Genomic DNA, 19,404 nt, shown 5'->3' on the forward strand with positions numbered 1-19,404 from the left:
AGAAGTCTTGATTAAATTTTGATTATTTTTTGCTCTTTTTATGCTTTTTGCTTTTGCTACGCTTCACAAGAGGATAGCGTTTTTCACATACCTTGATATCTTTGCTGTTTTTTGATTTTTTGATGCAGCTGATGCGTTTTTGGATAGTTTCAAGTTTGACTTGAAGTTTTGCAATTTTTGCTTTTTTCACTTTTTCAAATGATTGCGGTTTCTTGCTAGAAGCAGCAAAAATCGAAGTAGCCAATACACACGAAAGTACAATCGCAACAAATTTTTTCATAATTATCCTTTATATTGTTTGGAAAAAATTATAGCAGCAGAGTGTTGCAAAAGTGTTGTAAAACGCATTCAAGCTAGGAGATTTCATTTAAACCGAGAGGATTTATGAAAAAGTGGCTCCGGATGCAGGATTTGCAAAAAACTTTTCTAAAACACCGTAGATAAGGGCTTCCAGTTCTTTGGCTCCGAATTTTTGTATCATAATTTCCTCTTTTTGTAGCATAGTTTTGATTATTAATCTTATTTATACAAAATCCAAATCTTCTATACTATTAACAACTTTATATATAAGCTTACTATTGTCATCTGTTTGATGATCGGAAAGATAAGAAAAATGTTTTCTCGCATACTCTATTTTTGCTTTTTCTTTGCCTTTAAGCTCCATTGATTTTAAACTCCCTTTGGTTTCAGCTATGAAATAGATAGTCTTTTCTTTTTTAAAAAGAATGGCAAAATCTGGATTGTAGTATCCTGCTGGTGTCGGGATTTTAAATTTACCTGGCAGTTTTGCATAAACGATAATATCACCAGTTTCTAAATTTTTGGCAAACTCTTTTTCTATTTTAGAATCAAATTTTAAATAATCATAGATATGCTTTTTAACTTTTATAATATCTTCATCAATTTTTCCTTTGAAATTATTTATTGTAAAAATCTCACTCTCAAATTCACCACTTACATCGTAATTGATAGCACTGATGAAGATGGTGGCTTTTTCTTCTTCGATAATGTCGCGCACTTTGATGATGAAATCTTCTGGATTGATTTTAAATAGATCAAATTTACTAGGATTGATACCTTGCAAAATTTTCGCAATTGTTTCTCTTTTGAGATAAGTAGAGCGGCTAAGTTCTCCTAAAAGGTCATATCTGATATTGTTGAGAGCAATATCACTTTGCAAAACTACTCTTTTTTTAGCTTCAAACATATTTTCATCAAGCCGTATTTTTTCTTTTTGCTCACTTTCAACTATCTCAATTTTTACTCTTTTAACTTCTAACTCTTTGTTAATTCGCTCAATCACTTTTTCTATCAACTCATTGCTATCAAAATCGATTCTATAGGTTGTTTTGAATTTAATTTTGTTCCAAAACTCTTCAAACTTTGCAAAATTTTCATTTGGTGTAAGTTTTTCTAACTTCACATTTTTTGCTTTTTCATCTTCAATTGCGTTTCTCAGCACACTTGAAGCATCTATTTTTTGGACAAATTTTATAATATCATCTTCATACTCTTGCAAATCTTTAGGAAGTATAAGCTTATCCTTTTCGATATCCTCCCTTACTTTATCACTTAAGTGAAAATTCTCATCAATATATCCATTCATTGCAAAAGTAACAACCAATCTGTTTGCTAAAACTTCGTCAATTTCTCTATTCTTTAATTTCAAGCCTTTAAGGTTTTCAACAGTAAATGTAAGTGGTCTATCAATATCTTCAAAAAATTCATTTTGTAATGCTTTAGCAAAGCTTTCATAACTCTCGTTTGCTATGACAGTTAAATTATTGATATCAAAAAACTCATCTCCTAGAACTTGCTTATCCATTCTATAGCCGTTTCTATCCACACAAATTCTAAGACCCCGCCCAATCTCTTGTCTTTTAGAGATTGTCGATCTTGAGTAGCGTAGAGTGCAGATTTGGAAAATATTTGGATTGTCCCACCCTTCTTTAAGTGCTGAATGTGAAAAGATAAATCTCACAGGCGTATCAAACGAAAGAAGCCTTTCTTTGTTTTTCATAATCAGCTCATACGCATCTTCGTCATTTTCTTTAGCGTCCTTGAGCCTACCTTTTTTATCAATGCTAAAGTAACCCTCATGGATATCATCAGTGCTAAAGCTATCTAAATGTGCAAAATAATCTTGATTGAAGAGATCTTTCATCTCATTCTTTAACTTTTCATACTCCTCTTCAAAAATCTTTGCATACTCTCCTTTTGCTTGGGGTGCATCATAATCACGATACTTTTTTACTTCATCAATAAAAAAGAGGCTTAATACTTTGATACCTCTTTTAAAAAGGATTTGCTCTTTTTCAAAATGGCTTTTGATAGTTTCACGTATTTGGATGCGTTTTAGCAGCTCTTCATTTACTTCACCTTGAGCAACACCTGGTTTTAAAACAGTGCCGTTTATAAGTTTTACTTCATTGGTTAGACCATTTATCTCTTTAATGACAAATCCATTTTTATATTCAGTGAGGTTATTTGAGAGTTCATAGAGATTGTCTCCCTCTTTGAGTGTTTTAAATACTCTTTTAACACCATTTTGTTGCTTTACTTCAAACTCTATTCTTGCTTTTGGATAGTGCTTGTCGCTTAAAATTATCTCATCAAGATAGAGATATCCTGTAGTTGCTGTAGTGTTTTTAACCTCTATTCCTTTGACACTTATCTTTTTTACCAGTTTTTTTTCAAATGCATCGATAGCATCAAGTTTATAGACTTGATTGAAAATGTTTTTGTGTGTAGCGGAATAACGCAATATAAAAAGTGGATCAAACTCTTTGATTTTCTCTTCAGATGTTTTTCCAAACTTTTGTGGCTCATCGATAATAACAATAGGGCGTGTTGATCTAATCACATCAATTGGCCTGTTTGAATTCATCAAATCAAGCTCTTCATAGATTTTTCTTGCCTCTTTTGCTCTTGTAGCAAATGCTTGATAGTTCATTATCATCACCCAAATATCATTGCTTTCGGCAAAACTCTTGATATTAGTGAGATTGCTTGGTCTTTTAGTATCATAGATAAAAAATCGAAGTTTTTTATTATAGATCTCTTTAAAATGATCCTGCGTTATTTCCAAACTCTTATGCACTCCTTCACGAATCGCGACACTTGGCACCATAATGATAAATTTTGAAAATCCATAACGCTTATTGAGTTCAAATATTGTCCTGGTGTAGACATAGGTTTTCCCTGTCCCTGTCTCCATTTCAACAGTGAAGTTGAGTCCTTGAAATCTTTTAGAAGGTTTGAGAGAATTTCTTTTCTGAACAATTTTTAGATTATGTAAAATCTCTTCGTCCCTTACTAAAAGTTTTGGGTTTGCAAATGTATTATAGATAATCTCTTTTTCAATAAGTCCATCTTTTTTTATCTCTTTATAAAAAATATATTTTATCAGCTCTTTTTTTGGTTGACCATCAAAAAGATCGCAGACGCTATTTACTGCATCGACTTGATATTGTTGCTCTTTGAAGTGGAATTTCATTTAAATCCTTATAGGTAAAATCTTTTTTATACACATAAATGATATATATGGGTAATTTTTGCAATTTTTTACCCATATTTTTACACCTTTATTTATCTGTTTTTTAAAATATAATAACTACCTTTCGTTTTTCCTATCTTTTCCAAAATCTCTTTTTTAACCATATTGCTTAAAATCTCTCTTGCTCTTGCTGATTTTATTTTTAATAAATCCTGTGTTTTTTGCACATCTATTTTTTTGTTATCTATTAAATAATTGTAGATAATCTCTTCTTGATTTGTTAAATTCGCTGGTTTTTCGCTGGTTTTTCGCTGATTATTCGCTGGTTTTTTGCTGGTTTTTCGATAAAAAACTACATTTACAAAGCTTGGTTCTTCTTTTATTTCAAATTTTACGCCTTTTTCTTTGCAAACTTTTGTAATCTTTTCTATGCCGCTTCCCCAGCTTTCTATATATTTTAATTCTTTAAACAAATTTGCTAAACTTTTATTTCTCAATTCACTTCTGCCACTTATTACATCTTCTAAACTCAGTCCATTTGGAAAAGTTCCAGGTGAGACAATTTCGACTATATCATCATATATTGCGACCTTTATATCACTATTTCTTGTATAATCTCTATGAATAATAGCGTTTAAAAGTGCTTCTCTTAAAGCAATAAGTGGTATTTCAAGCTCTTCTTTTAGCTGTAATCCTTCTACTTTGGCATGTAAATTGAGATGGTTTTGCAAAAATTTTATAGTATTTTCAAGATTTAAAAAGAGATTGTCTGTAAACTCTTTTTTATCTATGAAAATCTCTTTTGTAGTTCCTTTAAATCTTGCACATTTAATTGAGCTATTATCAAATTTTCCAAGAGTGATGAGAAGGGAATTTGTTGGTAAATCTTGACTACCCAATGTTTTTATTAATTTAAGATTTTTTAATTTCTCATAATTGCAACTTTTACCAATCTTTTTAAATTCATCATAAATAACTTTTAAATCTAAACTATCTAAACTGTACTCTAAATTCTCCTCTTCATCAAAACTTCTGTTTTGTCGCTGACGTGTAAGCTCTGCTATAATATTTTCATCAGCCAATCTATTAGTCGATCCAACTCTAACAAAAGTGCCTTTTAGTTTTCCTCTATTTTTTAGATAGTATGGCAGCATTGAGCCACGAAAAACCTCTATAACTAAAACAACTTTTCCATTGATATTTTGGGTATAAATTTCTGGTAAAATAAGTGGATAGCATAAATCGCTAATGATTGAAGCTATTTTTTCTTCATACTCAAATACTTTATCTTCATCAATTCCTACTATCTTTTTATCATCACTAACACCAATTATTAGCTTCCCACCGGCAGTATTGCTAAAAGCTACTACGGTTTTTGCTATTGCTTCATTTGAAGGCAGTTTCTCTTTAAACTCAAGACGTTTATTTTCGCCTTTTAATATTTCTTCGATTAACATTGATTGCCTTTAAATAATGGTTTCTAGCTTAAAATAATTTATCAACATTATACATCTATAGAAACTGGCATGTATTCTTAATGTTATTATTAAGAATATAAATAGATACTTTAATGGTATAATTTTTACTAATTTTAATTTTATTATATTTTCAATTTATTGGAAAATTTTTATTGTTTTTTTGAATGGTATTTTAATTATTATTTGCCTTTTTAGTAATTTGTTTTATTTTTTAATAAACTTAACTTCTAGCCACATACTTTTTGTTAAATCTTTTCCATTGCCTACTATTAAAAAAACAACAAAATTAGTTTGTATTATTATATTTTGTAAAGTTTTTTTATATGATATTTTATCTATCCATGAAGGTTTTGGATATTTTTCTGGATGTGTATGCCAATCTCCTATATAATAATATCTATAATTAGTTTTTTCCCTGATTTTTTCTAATTCTTCTTGCATTTCTTTTTTGTCAATATTAATTCCTCTAAAACTTCTCTTGGCCTTTTTAGAGACAACAATATCCTTTATAATAACTTTGTTTTGTTTAGGATAGATTTCTCCTACAAGGATACCACCTGATTCAGGTTCTCCATTTTTTTGTTGATATTTTTTTAGTTTTTTTATACAATAATTATCAAATTCTACTTTTAAATTTTTGCTCATTTTGATCATAATATTTCTTTTAATTTGTATTTTTGTATTGTGTAGGGTGAAATATTTTTATACTCAGTTTTTAAATAATCATTATATAAATTTGTATTATTAAAAATTGTAATTACTGTTTCTTCTATTTCTCCAAGAGATTTTATATAATCAGTAATTAATAATGATGTATGTAATACTACATTTTCTGCATCTATAAAAGCATAAGGAGAATATAAACTATTACATCCTATATCTAATAAAGTTAATAATTTTTTTTTAGAATTTTCAATAACAGAAATTTTTTTAAAAAAAATAGATAATTCATTAATATCTGTTTCCTTAATTAATACTGCATGACCAGCTACAGGACCTTCAAACCATGTTAAAACAACTGGGGGAATATAAATTTTTGAATTTTTACTATGTTTTAATTGAAAAAGTAATTGTTCAAAAATTTCTCCTTCACTTCCTACTGCTGAAACTATTAAATTCGTTTGAGTTAATCTATCTAAACATTCTATAGCATTACTCGGAAATATTTCTATTTCCATATCTGGAAATTGTTCTAATAAAAAATCTTTTAATGCTTTTACTTTTGGCTCATTAATATATCTCATACCACAAATATGTCGTGCTATATTTGATTCTGTTAAAATGTCATAATCAATTAACAATAATTTTTTTACACCACTTTTTGCTAATTTAAATGCCAAAGATCCTCCAAGAGAACCACATCCAATAATTGCAACTTCTATTGAAGTTTCAGCAATTTTTTGAGTTATAAAATTTCCACCACGTGAAAATATTCTATTTCTATCTATTCTTCGAATTCCTATTGGGATTATTTCGGGATCAATCAAATATTGTTTATACGGTTTTTGAAATTGGAATGCTCCATAGTGTAAATGGTCGTCTATTTTAAATGAAAAGATTACTTTTAATTCTGAGTGTTCAATATATTTTTCTAAAAAATATTTATATCCTAAGGTATTTATAATATCTAGAATTGCACTCTTAGTTTTAGGAAAAGGATAAGTAAACTTATCAAAAAAAGGAAGAAAAATAATTTTCTTTTGGTTTAATATTTTTAGTTTCATGTTTTTTAAAGCTTTTTTTGTTTTTTCTATGTCAGTTGTCGCAATTTCTTTTAATTTTTGAACTTCTAATAAATTAATTATTTTTGGTTCATTTAAAATTCTTTGTGCATCTAAATAAATAAACTTTTCACCCCAATAAGAATCAAACTCATTTAAAAAATCTTTTTTGTCAAAGGTATTATTTTCATAATTTTGAATTATTTTATAAATTTTTTCTAAAGCTATTTTAATAAGTAGCATGCCATCAAATAATGCTGTTTTTTCATTATTTTCTATATAGCATATATTTAATCCAAATTTTTTATTTTTCTCAATATGGGGATATTTTAAATACCACTCTTCTTGGTCAATATAAAATTTGGGATACTCTAAAGGGAATTTTTCAGGTAAAATAATCCGTAAAAAAATTGTTTTATATTTAAACTTAAGCTTTTTCCAAAAAAAATTTTTTATTTTATTAAATTTAAAATTGTTTTTTTGTAAAAACTCTTTAGCTTTTTCTTTTTCTTGCAATAACCAATTTTCTATATATTGCATTAAGCTTGTCTTTCTGATGTGTATGTAATATCAGTTGTGCCTGTGATTCTTGCTGCTTCCTCTTCTTTATTGTTTTCTTCACATTCTTCCTTTTTCAATATGGGAAATCTATCTCCAAATATTTTTTGCCATTTTTTAGATTTTTCTACACAATCTATCTCTTCATAAGCGTTTTTAGCATTTTCAAACATTTTTTCAAATTCTTCTGCAAATTTTTTTCTTCTTGTTTCACTATAATGTTCAATAATATTTTTGTTATCATTTATGGGATGAGGTATTTTATGTTCATATCTCCATAAATTTGATTTTATACCTTTAATAGTATTATAAAAAGATTCTTCATCACTATCAGATGAAACATAATTGTAAGAAGTCATTACAGTTAATTGAAAACCTCCATAAAGTTTTATTTGATTATTTTCATCTTCTCTAAAATCTTTCCATCCTTTCATATACCTTACTATTCTTCTAAATTGTTCCCCTTTTTTACTAACTTCTTTTAAAAACCAATCCTTAATCTCTTTAGGATCACTTTCAATCCAACCTTTACCTTTCACAGCTAAATAATAAATATTTTCTTTTTGTGTATATATTGGTAAATCAATATGTTTTTTCTCATCTGCATAATGAACTCTTACGCATAAATTTTTATCAGTAGGTTTTTTGCTTGTATGCCCGTCTACCGCCTCAACTATCCATTTATGAACTGTTTCAGGTGTTTCCCACTCTTCAATTGATTTTGATGTGTCAATATTTTGTAAATAAACTCCATCATCTAAATCGTATTCTGCACTCAAAGGATTAATAGTTGTATTCATGGAAAATGAACCTTGCATAAAAAATTTTGGTTGTCTTCGTCCTTTCTCTTCGAAATCTTTTTTTATCCTATCTCTTAATGCATCTCTACTACCTTTTTCTCTACTATCTCCAATTAATTCTTTCTTTTTTGCTGATGATAATTTTATTTTGTTATGATATTCTTTAAATTGTTTATCAAAATCCATCTTTAACCTCCTAATAATGTTTTTATTTTTTCTAATTGCTGTTTATTTATATCTGCAATATTTTTCAAACTTTTCAATTTTGATACATCATCTAATTCAATTGATAATTTCATTAAAGGATTAATTCTTATATAATTATCTCCCAATAAAAATTGGATTTGAAAATGTGCTAACTTTGACTGAGTTTCCATTAACAATTCAATTAATGGAGAACTATGAGGAACAATAATATTTTTTCTTTCTAACATCCAATCAAGTTTTCCAGCATTTTTTAATTTTTCTATATCATAAGGCATACAAGGCTGTTCTCCAGTACCAATTGAAATTAAAACAACATTTTCTAAATTTTTACTATTAATTATTTGCATAGCATCCACTAATCCAACTAAAGATGGATTATTTGCAACTATTCCTCCATCAGTCAAATTCGTTGAATGCTTAGTATTAACTAGAGGAAAATATGTTGGTGCTGCAGAAGTTGCTAAAGCAATATCAACTAACTTATCATCAAGCCTTGGATTATTTCTATCAAAATATCCACTTTTATGAAATCGTGGTGAAGCATTTTCAATATCTACACTAGTTATACACAAATCAGTTATTACATCCCTTAAGGTTTTATCTTCTAATACTTTTTCCAATTCTTTTTTTAAAATATCACTAGAATATTTTGGAGACAAAATACCTTTACTTACAGGTTTAAATACTTTAGGAATTAAATTTTCATACAAATTTACAACATATTCCGCAGACTTACCTATTGCCAAAGCACAAGCAATAATACCTCCAGTAGATGTTCCTACAATCAAATCAAATCTTTGTCCTATATTTATATTTTCATTATTTATCTCATTTAATAGTTTTTCTATATTTGCTAAAATTTTTGCACTTAAATAACCTCTTATTCCACCACCATCTAAACTTAAAATTCTAAATTTTTCCATCTCACACTACCCAAATATCAGTTTCTGGGCTTTGTTCTTTGAAAATTTGCTCAAAGTTGATTTTATCGCTGTCGCTTTTGAAACTGCTGTCTTTTAGTACTACTTTTAGTGGCTGATAACTTACCAACTCTTTTGCTAAGTTTTCATCAATATTTTCATCAAAGCAGGCAATGAGGGAGTTGGATTCTATAAAATAAACTTTTTTGCCTAAAATCTCTTTTTGCTCAATCTCTAAAGTAAGTTCAAGTCTAAGATTTAAAATAACTTCAAAAAGTAGATCAAGCTCAGTTCTATCTAGTTTAATATTCTCAATATCTTCAAAAATATTTTCTTGAGAAATTTCGCTTATATCTTTGTTTTCCTTGAAGTTTGAAGTATCTACTTTGAAGTAGCGAAAGCCAAAATCTGGTATATTAGTGTATTGGTTATTGGTATATTGGTTTTTTATTTTGTTGGTTGCTCTTATTATTCTTTCTCTTCCAATTTCAGCAATAGTTCTGAAACCAGCTTTATAAGCTTCGCTTTTTTCATCGATAAGTTCAGGGATTTGTATCATAATAAATTGTCTATTTCCGCCATCTTCTGCATTTAGTTCCATCACCGCGTGGGCTGTTGTAGCTGAGCCACTAAAGAAGTCGAGGACAATGTCGTTTTGAGAAGCTGATAATTCGAGAATTTTTTTTATAAAGTACAATGATTTAGGATGATCCATTACACTTTTTTCAAATAATTCTCGAATTAATCGTGTTCCTTCTTCTGTTCTTATTTCTGTATTATCCCAAATCGATTTAACTTTTGAGGTAGTTTTCCTGTATTTTTCATAAATATTCCATCCTCCATCTTTTTTTTGTTTAGCAACAATTTCACTTGAAAAAGGATTATTATGATTTATATTTTTTTCCACTTTTTCTTTTCCCCATCTCCATACACTTACTTGATTCTTTTTTAGAATTTAAAGGATAAATTTCTATATAATAATCATCAGATTTATTAAGTGATATTGGACTACATCCATAATTGTCTATTATATTTGGATTGATATAAATAGGATAAAATAAATTAGGACGATTTAATTTAGTAAATTTAGGATTCCTATTTCTTAATTCTCTTAAATTATATTTTCCTTTCAAATCTTCATATTTAAAATCAATATTTTTCGAGATTTCATTTAAAGAGGCTTTTTCACTTTTTCTATAAACTAAAACATATTCATGCATAATGGCAATTTGTTTATAATCTCTACCTCCAGGATTAACAATAGGAATAATTTCTCCTATAAAATTCCCCTCCCCAAACACCTCATCACACAAGTGCCTAAGATTATGTACCTCATTATCATCTATTGAGATAAAAATAACTCCATCCTCTCTTAATAGATCTCTTGCTATAAGTAATCTTTCATACATCATACTCAGCCAATCGCTATGAAATCGTCCATTGCTGTCTGTATTTTTAAAAAGTTTTATTCCTTCTTCATCTACCGCTTCTATTTCTTCTTCATATTCATCTTTGCTTTGTTTAAAATTATCTTTGTAGATAAAATCTTTTCCGGTGTTATAGGGAGGATCGATATAGATCATTTTGATTTTATTTAAATAGCTTTCTTGTATAATTTTTAATGCTTCAAAATTATCCCCTTCAATATAAATATTTTTTGTTTTCTCAAAATCAACCGATTTTTCTATAACTGGGCGCAAAGTTTTATTTATAGACGTGTTGGCTTTTACAATCGATTCTTTTTTACCAACCCAGTTGAGCCCATATCGCTCTTTGCATCCATCAATGAGATAATCACTTATCTCCTGATTTAATAGCTCAAAATTTACTTTGCCTTCTTTAATAACATTTGGAAAAATCTGCGCTAATTTTTGTATATTTTCCTGTACTAAATCTTTCGTAGATAGATGGAGTTTTTGCATTGTAAATCCTCTTTATATGAATATCACCTCTATTTTTTCCAAAACGATTGTCGAATGTTTATGGGTATTGTTTAGCTTTTGAATATTTTTTAACATAATAAAACAATATTAGCCTTTTTTTCTTGATTTTGTAATTAATATTATGACCTTAATTTTGTTATTTTTCTAGTCAATACTTTTGAAAAACCGAAGATTTTTTAGAATTTTTGGAATTTCTTGTTATTACATTTTATAAAATCGAACAGATTTATAAAATTATTTAATATTATAATATATAAATTACCGATTTTTTTAAAATTTCTTGTTATTACATCTCTGACAAACTATTTTACACGGTGAACATTGAACTACTGCAACTTCCTAAATAGCAATCTATTATAAATCAATAATTTTGGACGAAAAATCACAAATATTTTTTCTTTCCTTTTAGGAACCCTTCTTTTTAAAAAAATTAGGAGGAAATATGGGGTTCCTGGATTTTGATTTGGTACCTATGACAAAGAAATTTGCGAAAACGCAATCAGCAAAGGAGATATTAAAAATGTATGAAGAGTGTTATGACGAGAGCTATGAAAAAGAAGATAATCAGCACAAATTTCGTAAGGGAAAAAGTATTCAGAATATGGATACAGGAGAAGTCTTTGATTTTATATATGATTTTGAAAAAGAACAAAAAAAGTATTATCAAAGCATACAGCAAAAAATATTTGCATTGGAACAATTAGCACAAGATTATGGACTTGTGCCAATTTTTATAACATTTACTCTGCCATCTCGTTTTCATCCAGTTATAAGTAGAAAGTATAAAGGTATACGAAAATTAGCAAAACCGAATGAGAACTTTGCATTTCAATCTATTGAGGATGCAATAAGAGAGGGGTATGCCTTTTTGCAAAAAGAAATATTTAGAAATTTTTATAAAAGAATTAAAAATTATGATAGCAATATACTGTATATAAAAGCTATTGAACCACATAAAACATTGATTCCTCATATGCATTTACTTCTTTTTGTCACACCTATAAATATAGAAAATATTGAAAAAGTATTTAGAAAAATAATTCAAGAATTTAATTTACATCAGACTAAACTTGATTCTCATGAATTTGTGAAGGATATAAAGAAAGCCACAAAATATATTATGAAATATTTGCAAAAAAATCAACAAGGAAATATTAGTTATGAAAATAATCTTTTTTTTCGGGTACTTGATGGCTGGGAAAGAAAATTTAGGATACGTTTAATAACATCAACTAATTTACCACTTAGTATCGGTGCATATAGAAGGATTTACCAATTTTTAGATGAGGAAGTGATTGAGACTATCCGAAAAATTTGCATTGATAGAAACATAAGTATTTTTTATGAGTTTTATACGAATTTATATATAAGAAAAGTAGTAAAGGTAAGAGATTCTCCTCCTAAAATAAGAGAATATTTTGCAAAAGATGCAAAATATCGGCTGTACATTGAACAAATAAAGTTAAAAGATGAAGAGAGAAAAAAACGAGATACAGATTAATTGATTTTCGTTTTTTTATTGGTGGGGACCTTGTGGTCTCTTTGAAAAAATACAAATTAATATACTAAAGGAGGAACAAGATGAAATTTTATGTGCAAGGAAAAATCTTTTCTGTGAGAAAAAGAGTGAGTGATGAAAAAGAGGTGGTATATGCGCAGTTTCTTCAAAAAAATGAAAATGGTGCAAGTATTACGGATGTAAAAATTGTTGAAGATCCACAAGGTTTGATAAAAGAGGAACAGAGCGTACGTATACCCATAAAGATTAGTACATACAACAATAAGGTTTTTTACACCCAAAATGGTCAGATAGAGGCAGTTAAATAAAAGGAGGAAATCATGTTTTATACACTTAAACAACTTTTTTGGAGCTTGCTTTTAGCAAGCTCCATTGTTATAGGAATTTTCGTTTTTATAGATGGAAGCGAATTTTACAAAAATGTAAATATGTATATGATGATATTCTTGTTAGATATAGCAATTTTTATAAGATTTGTGCGAAACTGGAAGTATATATCAATGCCATATGCTCAAAATTTATATGGAAGATTTTTGCATAATACATTTTTAGGATTGAGAGATAGAAGAACTGTTTTTTTGGATCTTTTTCTATTTAAAAAAAGCGTGAAAACTAGTTCAAATTTACTAGAGGTAGTCTATAAAAAAATAGGTATGCAAAGATTTGCTCTCTACTACTACAATTTTATAGCTATTAATAAAGAGCAATATGAGAAAAATGCTGAAAAAATAATTCATTATCTTGGTTATCATCAATTTACTATTAGTGTAGAGCCAATATTTAGAAAAATGGTAAGATTGGTTTTTTATAGGCTTCCTCACTTCTATAGATATTTTGATGTAATAAATTTTATACAAAATCCATATGGAATTTTTTTAGGTCTAGGAAAAGATGGTTTAATATACCGAGATTTTGCTAAATTGGATCACCATTTAATAGTTGGGGAAACCGGAGCAGGGAAGAGTAATTTTATGCATGTATTGCTATTTTCTATCTTAAACAGAAAATGCTTTAAAAGTGTTGACAGGATCTATCTTATCGACTTAAAAGGGGGAATAGAATTAAAACGTTACGAAAATATTAATAAAATGAAATTTGTTTACGATATAAAAAAATTAGATGAACTCTTAAATGATATTGTAGATCAGATGAATATAATATTAAAAAGTTTAAGAGAAAAAAACATACGTAAGGCTCAAAAATATACATTTATCTTTTTTGACGAGATTGGAGCTATAAGCTCTTATCCAGATAAAAAGTTACGTGAATCAATATTTCGCAAACTGGCATTAATTGCCATGCAGGGACGGGCTGCCGGGATTTTAATCTTTGCATTTGCACAAAAAATTGATAATACTATTTTACCTTCTATCATAGTAAACAATTTACAATCTCGAGTTCTCTTTAAAACATCAAGTGATCATAATATCAATCTTATAGATTTAAAAGAGAATCTTAGAGAGAAATTTACAATGGAAATACAAGATTTTCAAAAGGGGCGATGTATTTATAAAGATGGAGATACATCAGAAAAAATAATGGTTCAAACACCATATATTGATGATGTAACTTTAAATACTTTAATAAATTTATACGAAAAAAATTATCCAAAGTTGTGCGCGCTAGAATCTACGTAGCAGATGATGGGCGCGCACCCTTGACATATTTTATATAAAGTGTCAGAAATAATCTATACTGTCTATAATTTCTTTTTTAGTATCAAGTCCATAACCCTTAGCATAAATATCTATAGTTACATGTTCGTTATGATTTTTTGCATGACCAAGGATTTCTTGAATTATGTGTAATTTATCGGGGTGTAATGATGTAGCTTTTTGTGCGAATGTACCTCGTATCGTATGCACATTTTTAGATTCTGCTATTGCTTGAGGTATTGCTTTATATAGTCTATTTATTATTCTTTTTTTAAATGCATTTTCAGATATATTGAATTTTGGATAGGATCTATGAATATTTAATTCTAAAAGTTTTTTATGAAGAGGTATTTTACGCATTCCTGAAAGTGTTTTTGAGTTTTTAATATGAAAATAGTAGATATTTTTTTCCTTATCATATTCAATATCTTTTTGTGTCAAGTTATAAACTTCCGAAATACGCATTCCAGTATAGGCTAAAATATAAAATATTTTTTGATATTCAGTTTTATCAAATTTATATGTAAGTAAAGCTTGAATTTCTTTGTCACTATAATTTTGTATTAATTCTTTTCTTTTCTTTTTTTGTTCACTTTCATCAAGCATTTCTAAATTTTTTGCTCGATTTTCACTTATGAACCTTCTTGATTTTGCAAAATCAAGAAAGTTTTTCAAATAAGCAATATGTTTATTTATTGTTCTATTGCTTAATTTTTTTTCAATAAGAAAATTTTGAAAAGCTTCAAAATTTTCTAAATCTAAATTTTCAATATCCGTATCTTTGAAAAATTCTATTAAATATTTGAATGTTGTTATATATGCCTCAATACTTTTTTCACTCACTTTTTTAAATCTCTTTTTATGTTTAATAAAATCAATTTCCAATTTTTGGAAATTTAATATTGATACCTGGTTCATAGCTTTTATTGTTTGTTTTGCTCTTTGATATTTGGTCAAATGCTGTTTGATTTTTCGTAGTTTTTCTATTTCGTAAAATTTTCTAATGCAATTCTCAGTTCTTCTTCAGTTTCGTACTCGAAATATAATTTTATATCGTCATACTCAAGCTTAAACATTTCTTCCTCGTTTAAAAGGTCTAAAATTTTTTTTCTTGCTAAAGCAATCCTAAATTCTTTTGTTCTTAATGATATTCGAAACAGTTTATATTTTATCCTTCTTCTATAATAATAAATTTTACCGACTTTGTATAGTCTTTTGGTAGATTTTTGAAAAAATGTATCATAGTTTTGTGATTTTGTATCATAGTTCTGCAGAAGATTGTATTGCATTGAAGTAAGAGTACCGTTAGGAGTGTTATTATCTAAAATTGTGGCTCCGGATGCAGGATTCGAACCTGCGACCAACCGGTTAACAGCCGGTTGCTCTACCACTGAGCTAATCCGGAATATCGAAGTTTAGAAGCTTCGCGTTTGATTTGTGAGTAGAATTATAAGCAAAAAATTTTGAGATGTCAAGAGTTTTGCGTGTGTGCAAAAAAGATTTTTACAAAGCAGATTTTCTCAACCATTTTGCATAAATGATAAAAAGAGCAGCATTGGATAAATGATGACATTGAGATAGCTCATCCATGTCTCAATCTTTATATCAAGAGGCATCGGGAGAACCTCTTGCAAGCGATTTTCTTGCAGTTTTTGCACAATGATGAGTTTGAATGAGATATCTATAAATTTAAAAAAGAGAATAGTTAAAAACCAGAAGTTGTGAAGGCCATATTTCATGCCAAGATAGAGGGTGTAGATGAAACTTGGATGAGAAAAAAAGAAATAAAATATGCCTTGTTTGTATTTAGCATAGATGTTTTGGATCACACCCCCAAGAGTTGAAGACTTTTGCCATGAAGATTCATAGATTTCAAACAATGCTAATACAAAAACATATATAATAATCTCTTGCATATTTATCCTTGAGAGGTTTGGCGTGATTATACTCAATACTGGTGGAACATTTAATAAAATTTATGACAAAATCAAAGGTGAGCTTATAGTTCCTCCATCAAACCAAGCAATTGAAGAGATTCTCCAAAAGTGTGCTCTCAAGATCCCTATCAAAGGTCTTATTTACAAAGATAGTTTAGAATTTACCCAAAATGATAGAGAAGAATTGGCACAGACTGTTAAAGAGCTTCCTCAAAAAAGCGTAATAGTTGTGCATGGGACTGATACAATGGATAAAAGCGCTGCATTTATAGCTAAACAAGACATTGATAAATGCATTGTTTTAACAGGTGCAATGGTGCCTTATGCAATTGATCAGAGTGAAGCGAGTGCAAATTTGATGCTAGCAATTGCAAAAGCAAAATTAGCTTGGGAGAGTGGAGTATTTATAGCGATGCATGGGAATGTGGCAGAGTTTGATACGATATATAAAGACCGACAAAGGGGAGTCTTTTGTCTAAAGTAAGATGTGATCATTGCCATTTGGAGTTTGATGAAGATGTAATGATCAAAGATGGTGATAAATATTTTTGCTGCAAAGGGTGCCAAGGGGTCTATCATCTCTTGCGCTCTGAAGGGCTTGAAAGCTTCTACGATAAACTTGGTGATACAAAACTCCAGCCTGCACAGCAGCCAAAAGAGGATCTTGAAAAATTTGATCTTGAAGGGTTTGTCAATCGCTATGTCAAAAAGCGCGATGATGGTCTTTATGAAATCAATTTAATCATAGAGGGGATCCACTGTGCCGCATGTGTCTGGCTCAATGAGAAGGTGCTCCATAAGCTTCCAGGTATTATAGAAGCGAGTATCAACTATACAAACAATAAAGCCAAAATCATCTGGGATCCTGAAGTCATTAAACTTTCTAAAATCATAGAGACTATTCGTTCTATCGGCTACAACGCCTATCCATACGATCCATCTTTGCAAGAAGAACGGGCTCTTAAGCAGCGTAGGGACTACTATGCAAGGATATTGCTCGCAGTCTTTGCTACCATGAATATTATGTGGATTGCAATTGCGCAGTATGTGGGGTTTTTTACCGGTATGCGCAGTGATATCAAAAACATTCTCAATATAGCAGAATTTGCACTAGCAACTCCTACACTTTTTTATAGTGGATGGGTTTTTTTCAAAGGGGCGTATTACGGTATAAAAAATCGTTTCATCAATATGGATTTCCTCGTTGCTACTGGTGCGTTGCTTACTTACCTCTATTCAATTTATGCCATGGTAACCCATACGGGTGAGGTCTATTTTGATTCGGTGACGATGATTATCACTTTTGTACTTGTAGGTAAATATCTTGAAGTTTTGAGTAAGAAGCAGGCTGTCGATACTGTTGATGCACTTCTTGGATCTTTGCCTACTGAAGTGACTGTCATCAAAGATGGCTCCAAAGCATTGGTAAGCGTAGAGAATGTGATTGTCGGAGATATCATCGAGCTCAAACCTGGTGAGAAAGTGGTCATCGATGGTGTGATTGTGAATGGGGAAGCAAGCTTTGATGAGAGTAGTTTAACTGGAGAGAGTGTGCCTGTTTTCAAAAAGGAGGGGGATGAGGTATTAAGTGGCTCTATCTGTCTTGATGGTGTTGTGCGCTATGAAGCAACGAAGGAGTTTAGTACTTCACTCATATCAAATATTGCTACACTTTTAGAAGATGCGGTGACGAAAAAGCCACGCGTCGAGCAGCTTGCCAATCAGATAAGCGGCTACTTTAGCCTCACTATCCTCTCTATTGCCATGTTTACATTTTTTGGCTGGTATTTTCATACAGGATTTGAGCATGCTCTTATTGTGGCAGTGAGTGTCATCGTTATAGCGTGTCCTTGTGCCCTTGGACTAGCAACTCCTATGGCAACACTAGTAGGGCTTGGAGAGGCTTTGAAAAGAGGCATTTTGTTTAAAGAGGCAAGATTTTTAGAAACTATTGCCAAAAGCGATACAGTTGTGCTAGATAAGACAGGAACTATCACAAAAGGAAAGCCTGAGGTAGTAGCAGAGGAGAAGTTTAAAGAGTTTGATGAAAATATCGTCTACACTCTTTGCGAACACTCCAACCATCCTATTAGCCGAGGAGTATTAGAATATCTCGCTAAAAAGAGCAAACACAAAATCTTGCAATCACAGAAGATAGAGGAGATTAAAGCACGAGGTATCAAAGCTATCATTGATGGAAAAGAGGTGCTAGGGGGCAACGCACAATTTTTGCACGAAAATGGTATAACTATGAGTTATGAGGGAGAAAACTCTCTCTTTGCAGTTGCGATTGACAAGGAGCTTGTAGTGCTCTATGAATTAGCCGATGAGCTAAGAGAAAATGCAGCATATGCTATCGGCAAGATAAAAGAGCTGGGATTAGAAGTATGGATGCTTACAGGCGACAATGAAAGAAGTGCAGCAAAAGTGGCAAAGATGGCAGGGATAGATAAATATCGTGCCAAACTCTTGCCACAAGAAAAAAGTGCTTTTATCGATAAGCTCCACCATGCAGGTAAAGTTGTTATAATGGCAGGAGATGGTATCAATGATGCGATTGCTCTAGCTTGTAGTGATATCGCCATCGCTATGGGAAGTGGTGCTGATATTGCTCTGAGTGTGAGCGATGTGGTGCTCCTTGATGAAAAACCTATGAAGATTTACGAAGCGATCGTGATAGGACGCAGAGTGTTCCGTGCAGTCAAAGAGAATCTTGCTCTCTCACTTCTTTATAATGTCATAGCAGTACCGTTAGCGGTAATGGGATATGTCAATCCACTCTTTGCAGCTCTTGCTATGTCACTCAGCTCATTAACGGTTGTTGGAAACAGTTTTAGAATAAAGGGGATCCGATGGACGCGTGGGTAATAGCGATGATGATTTTTATTTCTACCTTGCTTGGGGCTTTTGGGCTCTTTGCTCTTATATGGGGTCTAAAAACCGGTCAGTTTGATGATACGACCAAATTTTTGGATGGTGCTCGCTTTGATGGTGAAGAGGAGCTCAAAGATGCTGTCATGATGGAAGAGAAGAAAAAAGAGTTAGAAAGACGCAGAAAAGATAGACGAATAATGCCTCATTAGAGGTCTTTTTTGTTCTGTTTATCGAGAAGATACCAAAGTACTCCTATAAGGATCGGAAGAGCTACCCATACCGCTACTTGAGGTAAA

17 protein-coding genes and 1 tRNA gene are annotated in these 19,404 nt (G+C 30.2%); 6 read left to right on the top strand and 12 right to left on the bottom strand.

Annotated features, from left to right (window positions below; all coding sequences use genetic code 11):
* Nucleotides 1-22: 22 nt before the first annotated feature.
* The 9 genes from JG734_RS02495 to JG734_RS02535 all read right to left on the bottom strand — a co-directional run bounded on the left by JG734_RS02495 (nt 23) and on the right by JG734_RS02535 (nt 11,102).
* Nucleotides 23-280 carry a hypothetical protein gene (locus JG734_RS02495; RefSeq protein ID WP_201333458.1) on the bottom strand — a complete coding sequence of 86 codons (258 nt, stop codon included), beginning with the start codon at nt 278-280 and terminating at the stop codon, nt 23-25.
* 243 nt (nt 281-523) lie between these two features.
* A complete protein-coding gene (locus JG734_RS02500; RefSeq protein ID WP_201333459.1) occupies nt 524-3,496 on the bottom strand; it encodes a DEAD/DEAH box helicase family protein in 2,973 nt (990 codons plus the stop codon).
* Between the two features lie 92 nt (nt 3,497-3,588).
* Nucleotides 3,589-4,953 carry an RNA-binding domain-containing protein gene (locus JG734_RS02505; RefSeq protein WP_201333460.1) on the bottom strand — a complete coding sequence of 455 codons (1,365 nt, stop codon included), beginning with the start codon at nt 4,951-4,953 and terminating at the stop codon, nt 3,589-3,591.
* Nucleotides 4,954-5,178: 225 nt separating this feature from the next.
* On the bottom strand, nt 5,179-5,628 hold the full coding sequence (locus tag JG734_RS02510; protein WP_201333461.1) for a Mov34/MPN/PAD-1 family protein: 450 nt from the start codon (nt 5,626-5,628) through the stop codon (nt 5,179-5,181).
* Nucleotides 5,625-7,235, bottom strand: coding sequence for a ThiF family adenylyltransferase (locus JG734_RS02515; RefSeq protein WP_201333462.1), 1,611 nt, complete (start codon nt 7,233-7,235; stop codon nt 5,625-5,627). Before JG734_RS02515 ends, JG734_RS02510 begins: the two co-directional genes overlap by 4 nt.
* Entirely contained in the window at nt 7,235-8,239 is a 1,005-nt protein-coding gene (locus JG734_RS02520; RefSeq protein WP_201333463.1) for a cyclic GMP-AMP synthase DncV-like nucleotidyltransferase, read from the bottom strand. Before JG734_RS02520 ends, JG734_RS02515 begins: the two co-directional genes overlap by 1 nt.
* A 2-nt stretch (nt 8,240-8,241) precedes the next feature.
* The gene (locus tag JG734_RS02525) at nt 8,242-9,183 is read right to left on the bottom strand and encodes a CBASS cGAMP-activated phospholipase (RefSeq protein WP_201333464.1); all 942 of its coding nucleotides are present in this window, start codon (nt 9,181-9,183) and stop codon (nt 8,242-8,244) included.
* Between the two features lies 1 nt (nt 9,184).
* Nucleotides 9,185-10,087, bottom strand: a complete 903-nt coding sequence (locus JG734_RS02530) for a DNA methyltransferase (RefSeq protein ID WP_201333465.1) — start codon at nt 10,085-10,087, stop codon at nt 9,185-9,187.
* Nucleotides 10,065-11,102, bottom strand: a complete 1,038-nt coding sequence (locus JG734_RS02535; protein ID WP_201333466.1) for a site-specific DNA-methyltransferase — start codon at nt 11,100-11,102, stop codon at nt 10,065-10,067. Before JG734_RS02535 ends, JG734_RS02530 begins: the two co-directional genes overlap by 23 nt.
* 463 nt (nt 11,103-11,565) lie before the next feature.
* Between JG734_RS02535 and JG734_RS02540 the strand changes: the two genes are divergently transcribed.
* From JG734_RS02540 to JG734_RS02550, 3 genes are all read left to right on the top strand, one after another.
* Entirely contained in the window at nt 11,566-12,624 is a 1,059-nt protein-coding gene (locus tag JG734_RS02540) for a replication endonuclease (RefSeq protein ID WP_201333467.1), read from the top strand.
* 80 nt (nt 12,625-12,704) lie between these two features.
* Complete coding sequence (locus JG734_RS02545) at nt 12,705-12,950, top strand: hypothetical protein (RefSeq protein WP_201333468.1); 246 nt, start codon at nt 12,705-12,707, stop codon at nt 12,948-12,950.
* Between the two features lie 12 nt (nt 12,951-12,962).
* Entirely contained in the window at nt 12,963-14,279 is a 1,317-nt protein-coding gene (locus JG734_RS02550) for an FtsK/SpoIIIE domain-containing protein (RefSeq protein WP_201333469.1), read from the top strand.
* A gap of 42 nt (nt 14,280-14,321) precedes the next feature.
* Here JG734_RS02550 and JG734_RS02555 read toward each other — a convergent pair whose 3' ends face one another.
* The 3 genes from JG734_RS02555 to JG734_RS02565 all read right to left on the bottom strand — a co-directional run bounded on the left by JG734_RS02555 (nt 14,322) and on the right by JG734_RS02565 (nt 16,213).
* A complete protein-coding gene (locus JG734_RS02555) occupies nt 14,322-15,254 on the bottom strand; it encodes a site-specific integrase (RefSeq protein WP_201333470.1) in 933 nt (310 codons plus the stop codon).
* Between the two features lie 373 nt (nt 15,255-15,627).
* A tRNA-Asn gene (locus JG734_RS02560) sits at nt 15,628-15,702 on the bottom strand.
* A gap of 115 nt (nt 15,703-15,817) precedes the next feature.
* Nucleotides 15,818-16,213, bottom strand: a complete 396-nt coding sequence (locus tag JG734_RS02565; protein WP_201333471.1) for a hypothetical protein — start codon at nt 16,211-16,213, stop codon at nt 15,818-15,820.
* Between the two features lie 22 nt (nt 16,214-16,235).
* On the opposite strand from JG734_RS02565, the gene JG734_RS02570 reads away from it, so the two are divergent.
* The 3 genes from JG734_RS02570 to ccoS are packed head-to-tail and all read left to right on the top strand — an operon-like array spanning nt 16,236 to nt 19,317.
* A complete protein-coding gene (locus JG734_RS02570) occupies nt 16,236-16,718 on the top strand; it encodes an asparaginase domain-containing protein (RefSeq protein WP_201333472.1) in 483 nt (160 codons plus the stop codon).
* Entirely contained in the window at nt 16,706-19,102 is a 2,397-nt protein-coding gene (locus tag JG734_RS02575) for a heavy metal translocating P-type ATPase (RefSeq protein ID WP_201333473.1), read from the top strand. Before JG734_RS02570 ends, JG734_RS02575 begins: the two co-directional genes overlap by 13 nt.
* Complete coding sequence (gene ccoS / locus JG734_RS02580) at nt 19,087-19,317, top strand: cbb3-type cytochrome oxidase assembly protein CcoS (protein WP_201333474.1); 231 nt, start codon at nt 19,087-19,089, stop codon at nt 19,315-19,317. Before JG734_RS02575 ends, ccoS begins: the two co-directional genes overlap by 16 nt.
* Nucleotides 19,318-19,404 lie beyond the last annotated feature (87 nt).

Source organism: Nitratiruptor sp. YY09-18 (assembly GCF_016593235.1).
In the GTDB taxonomy this organism is placed as follows: Bacteria; Campylobacterota; Campylobacteria; order Campylobacterales; family Nitratiruptoraceae; genus Nitratiruptor.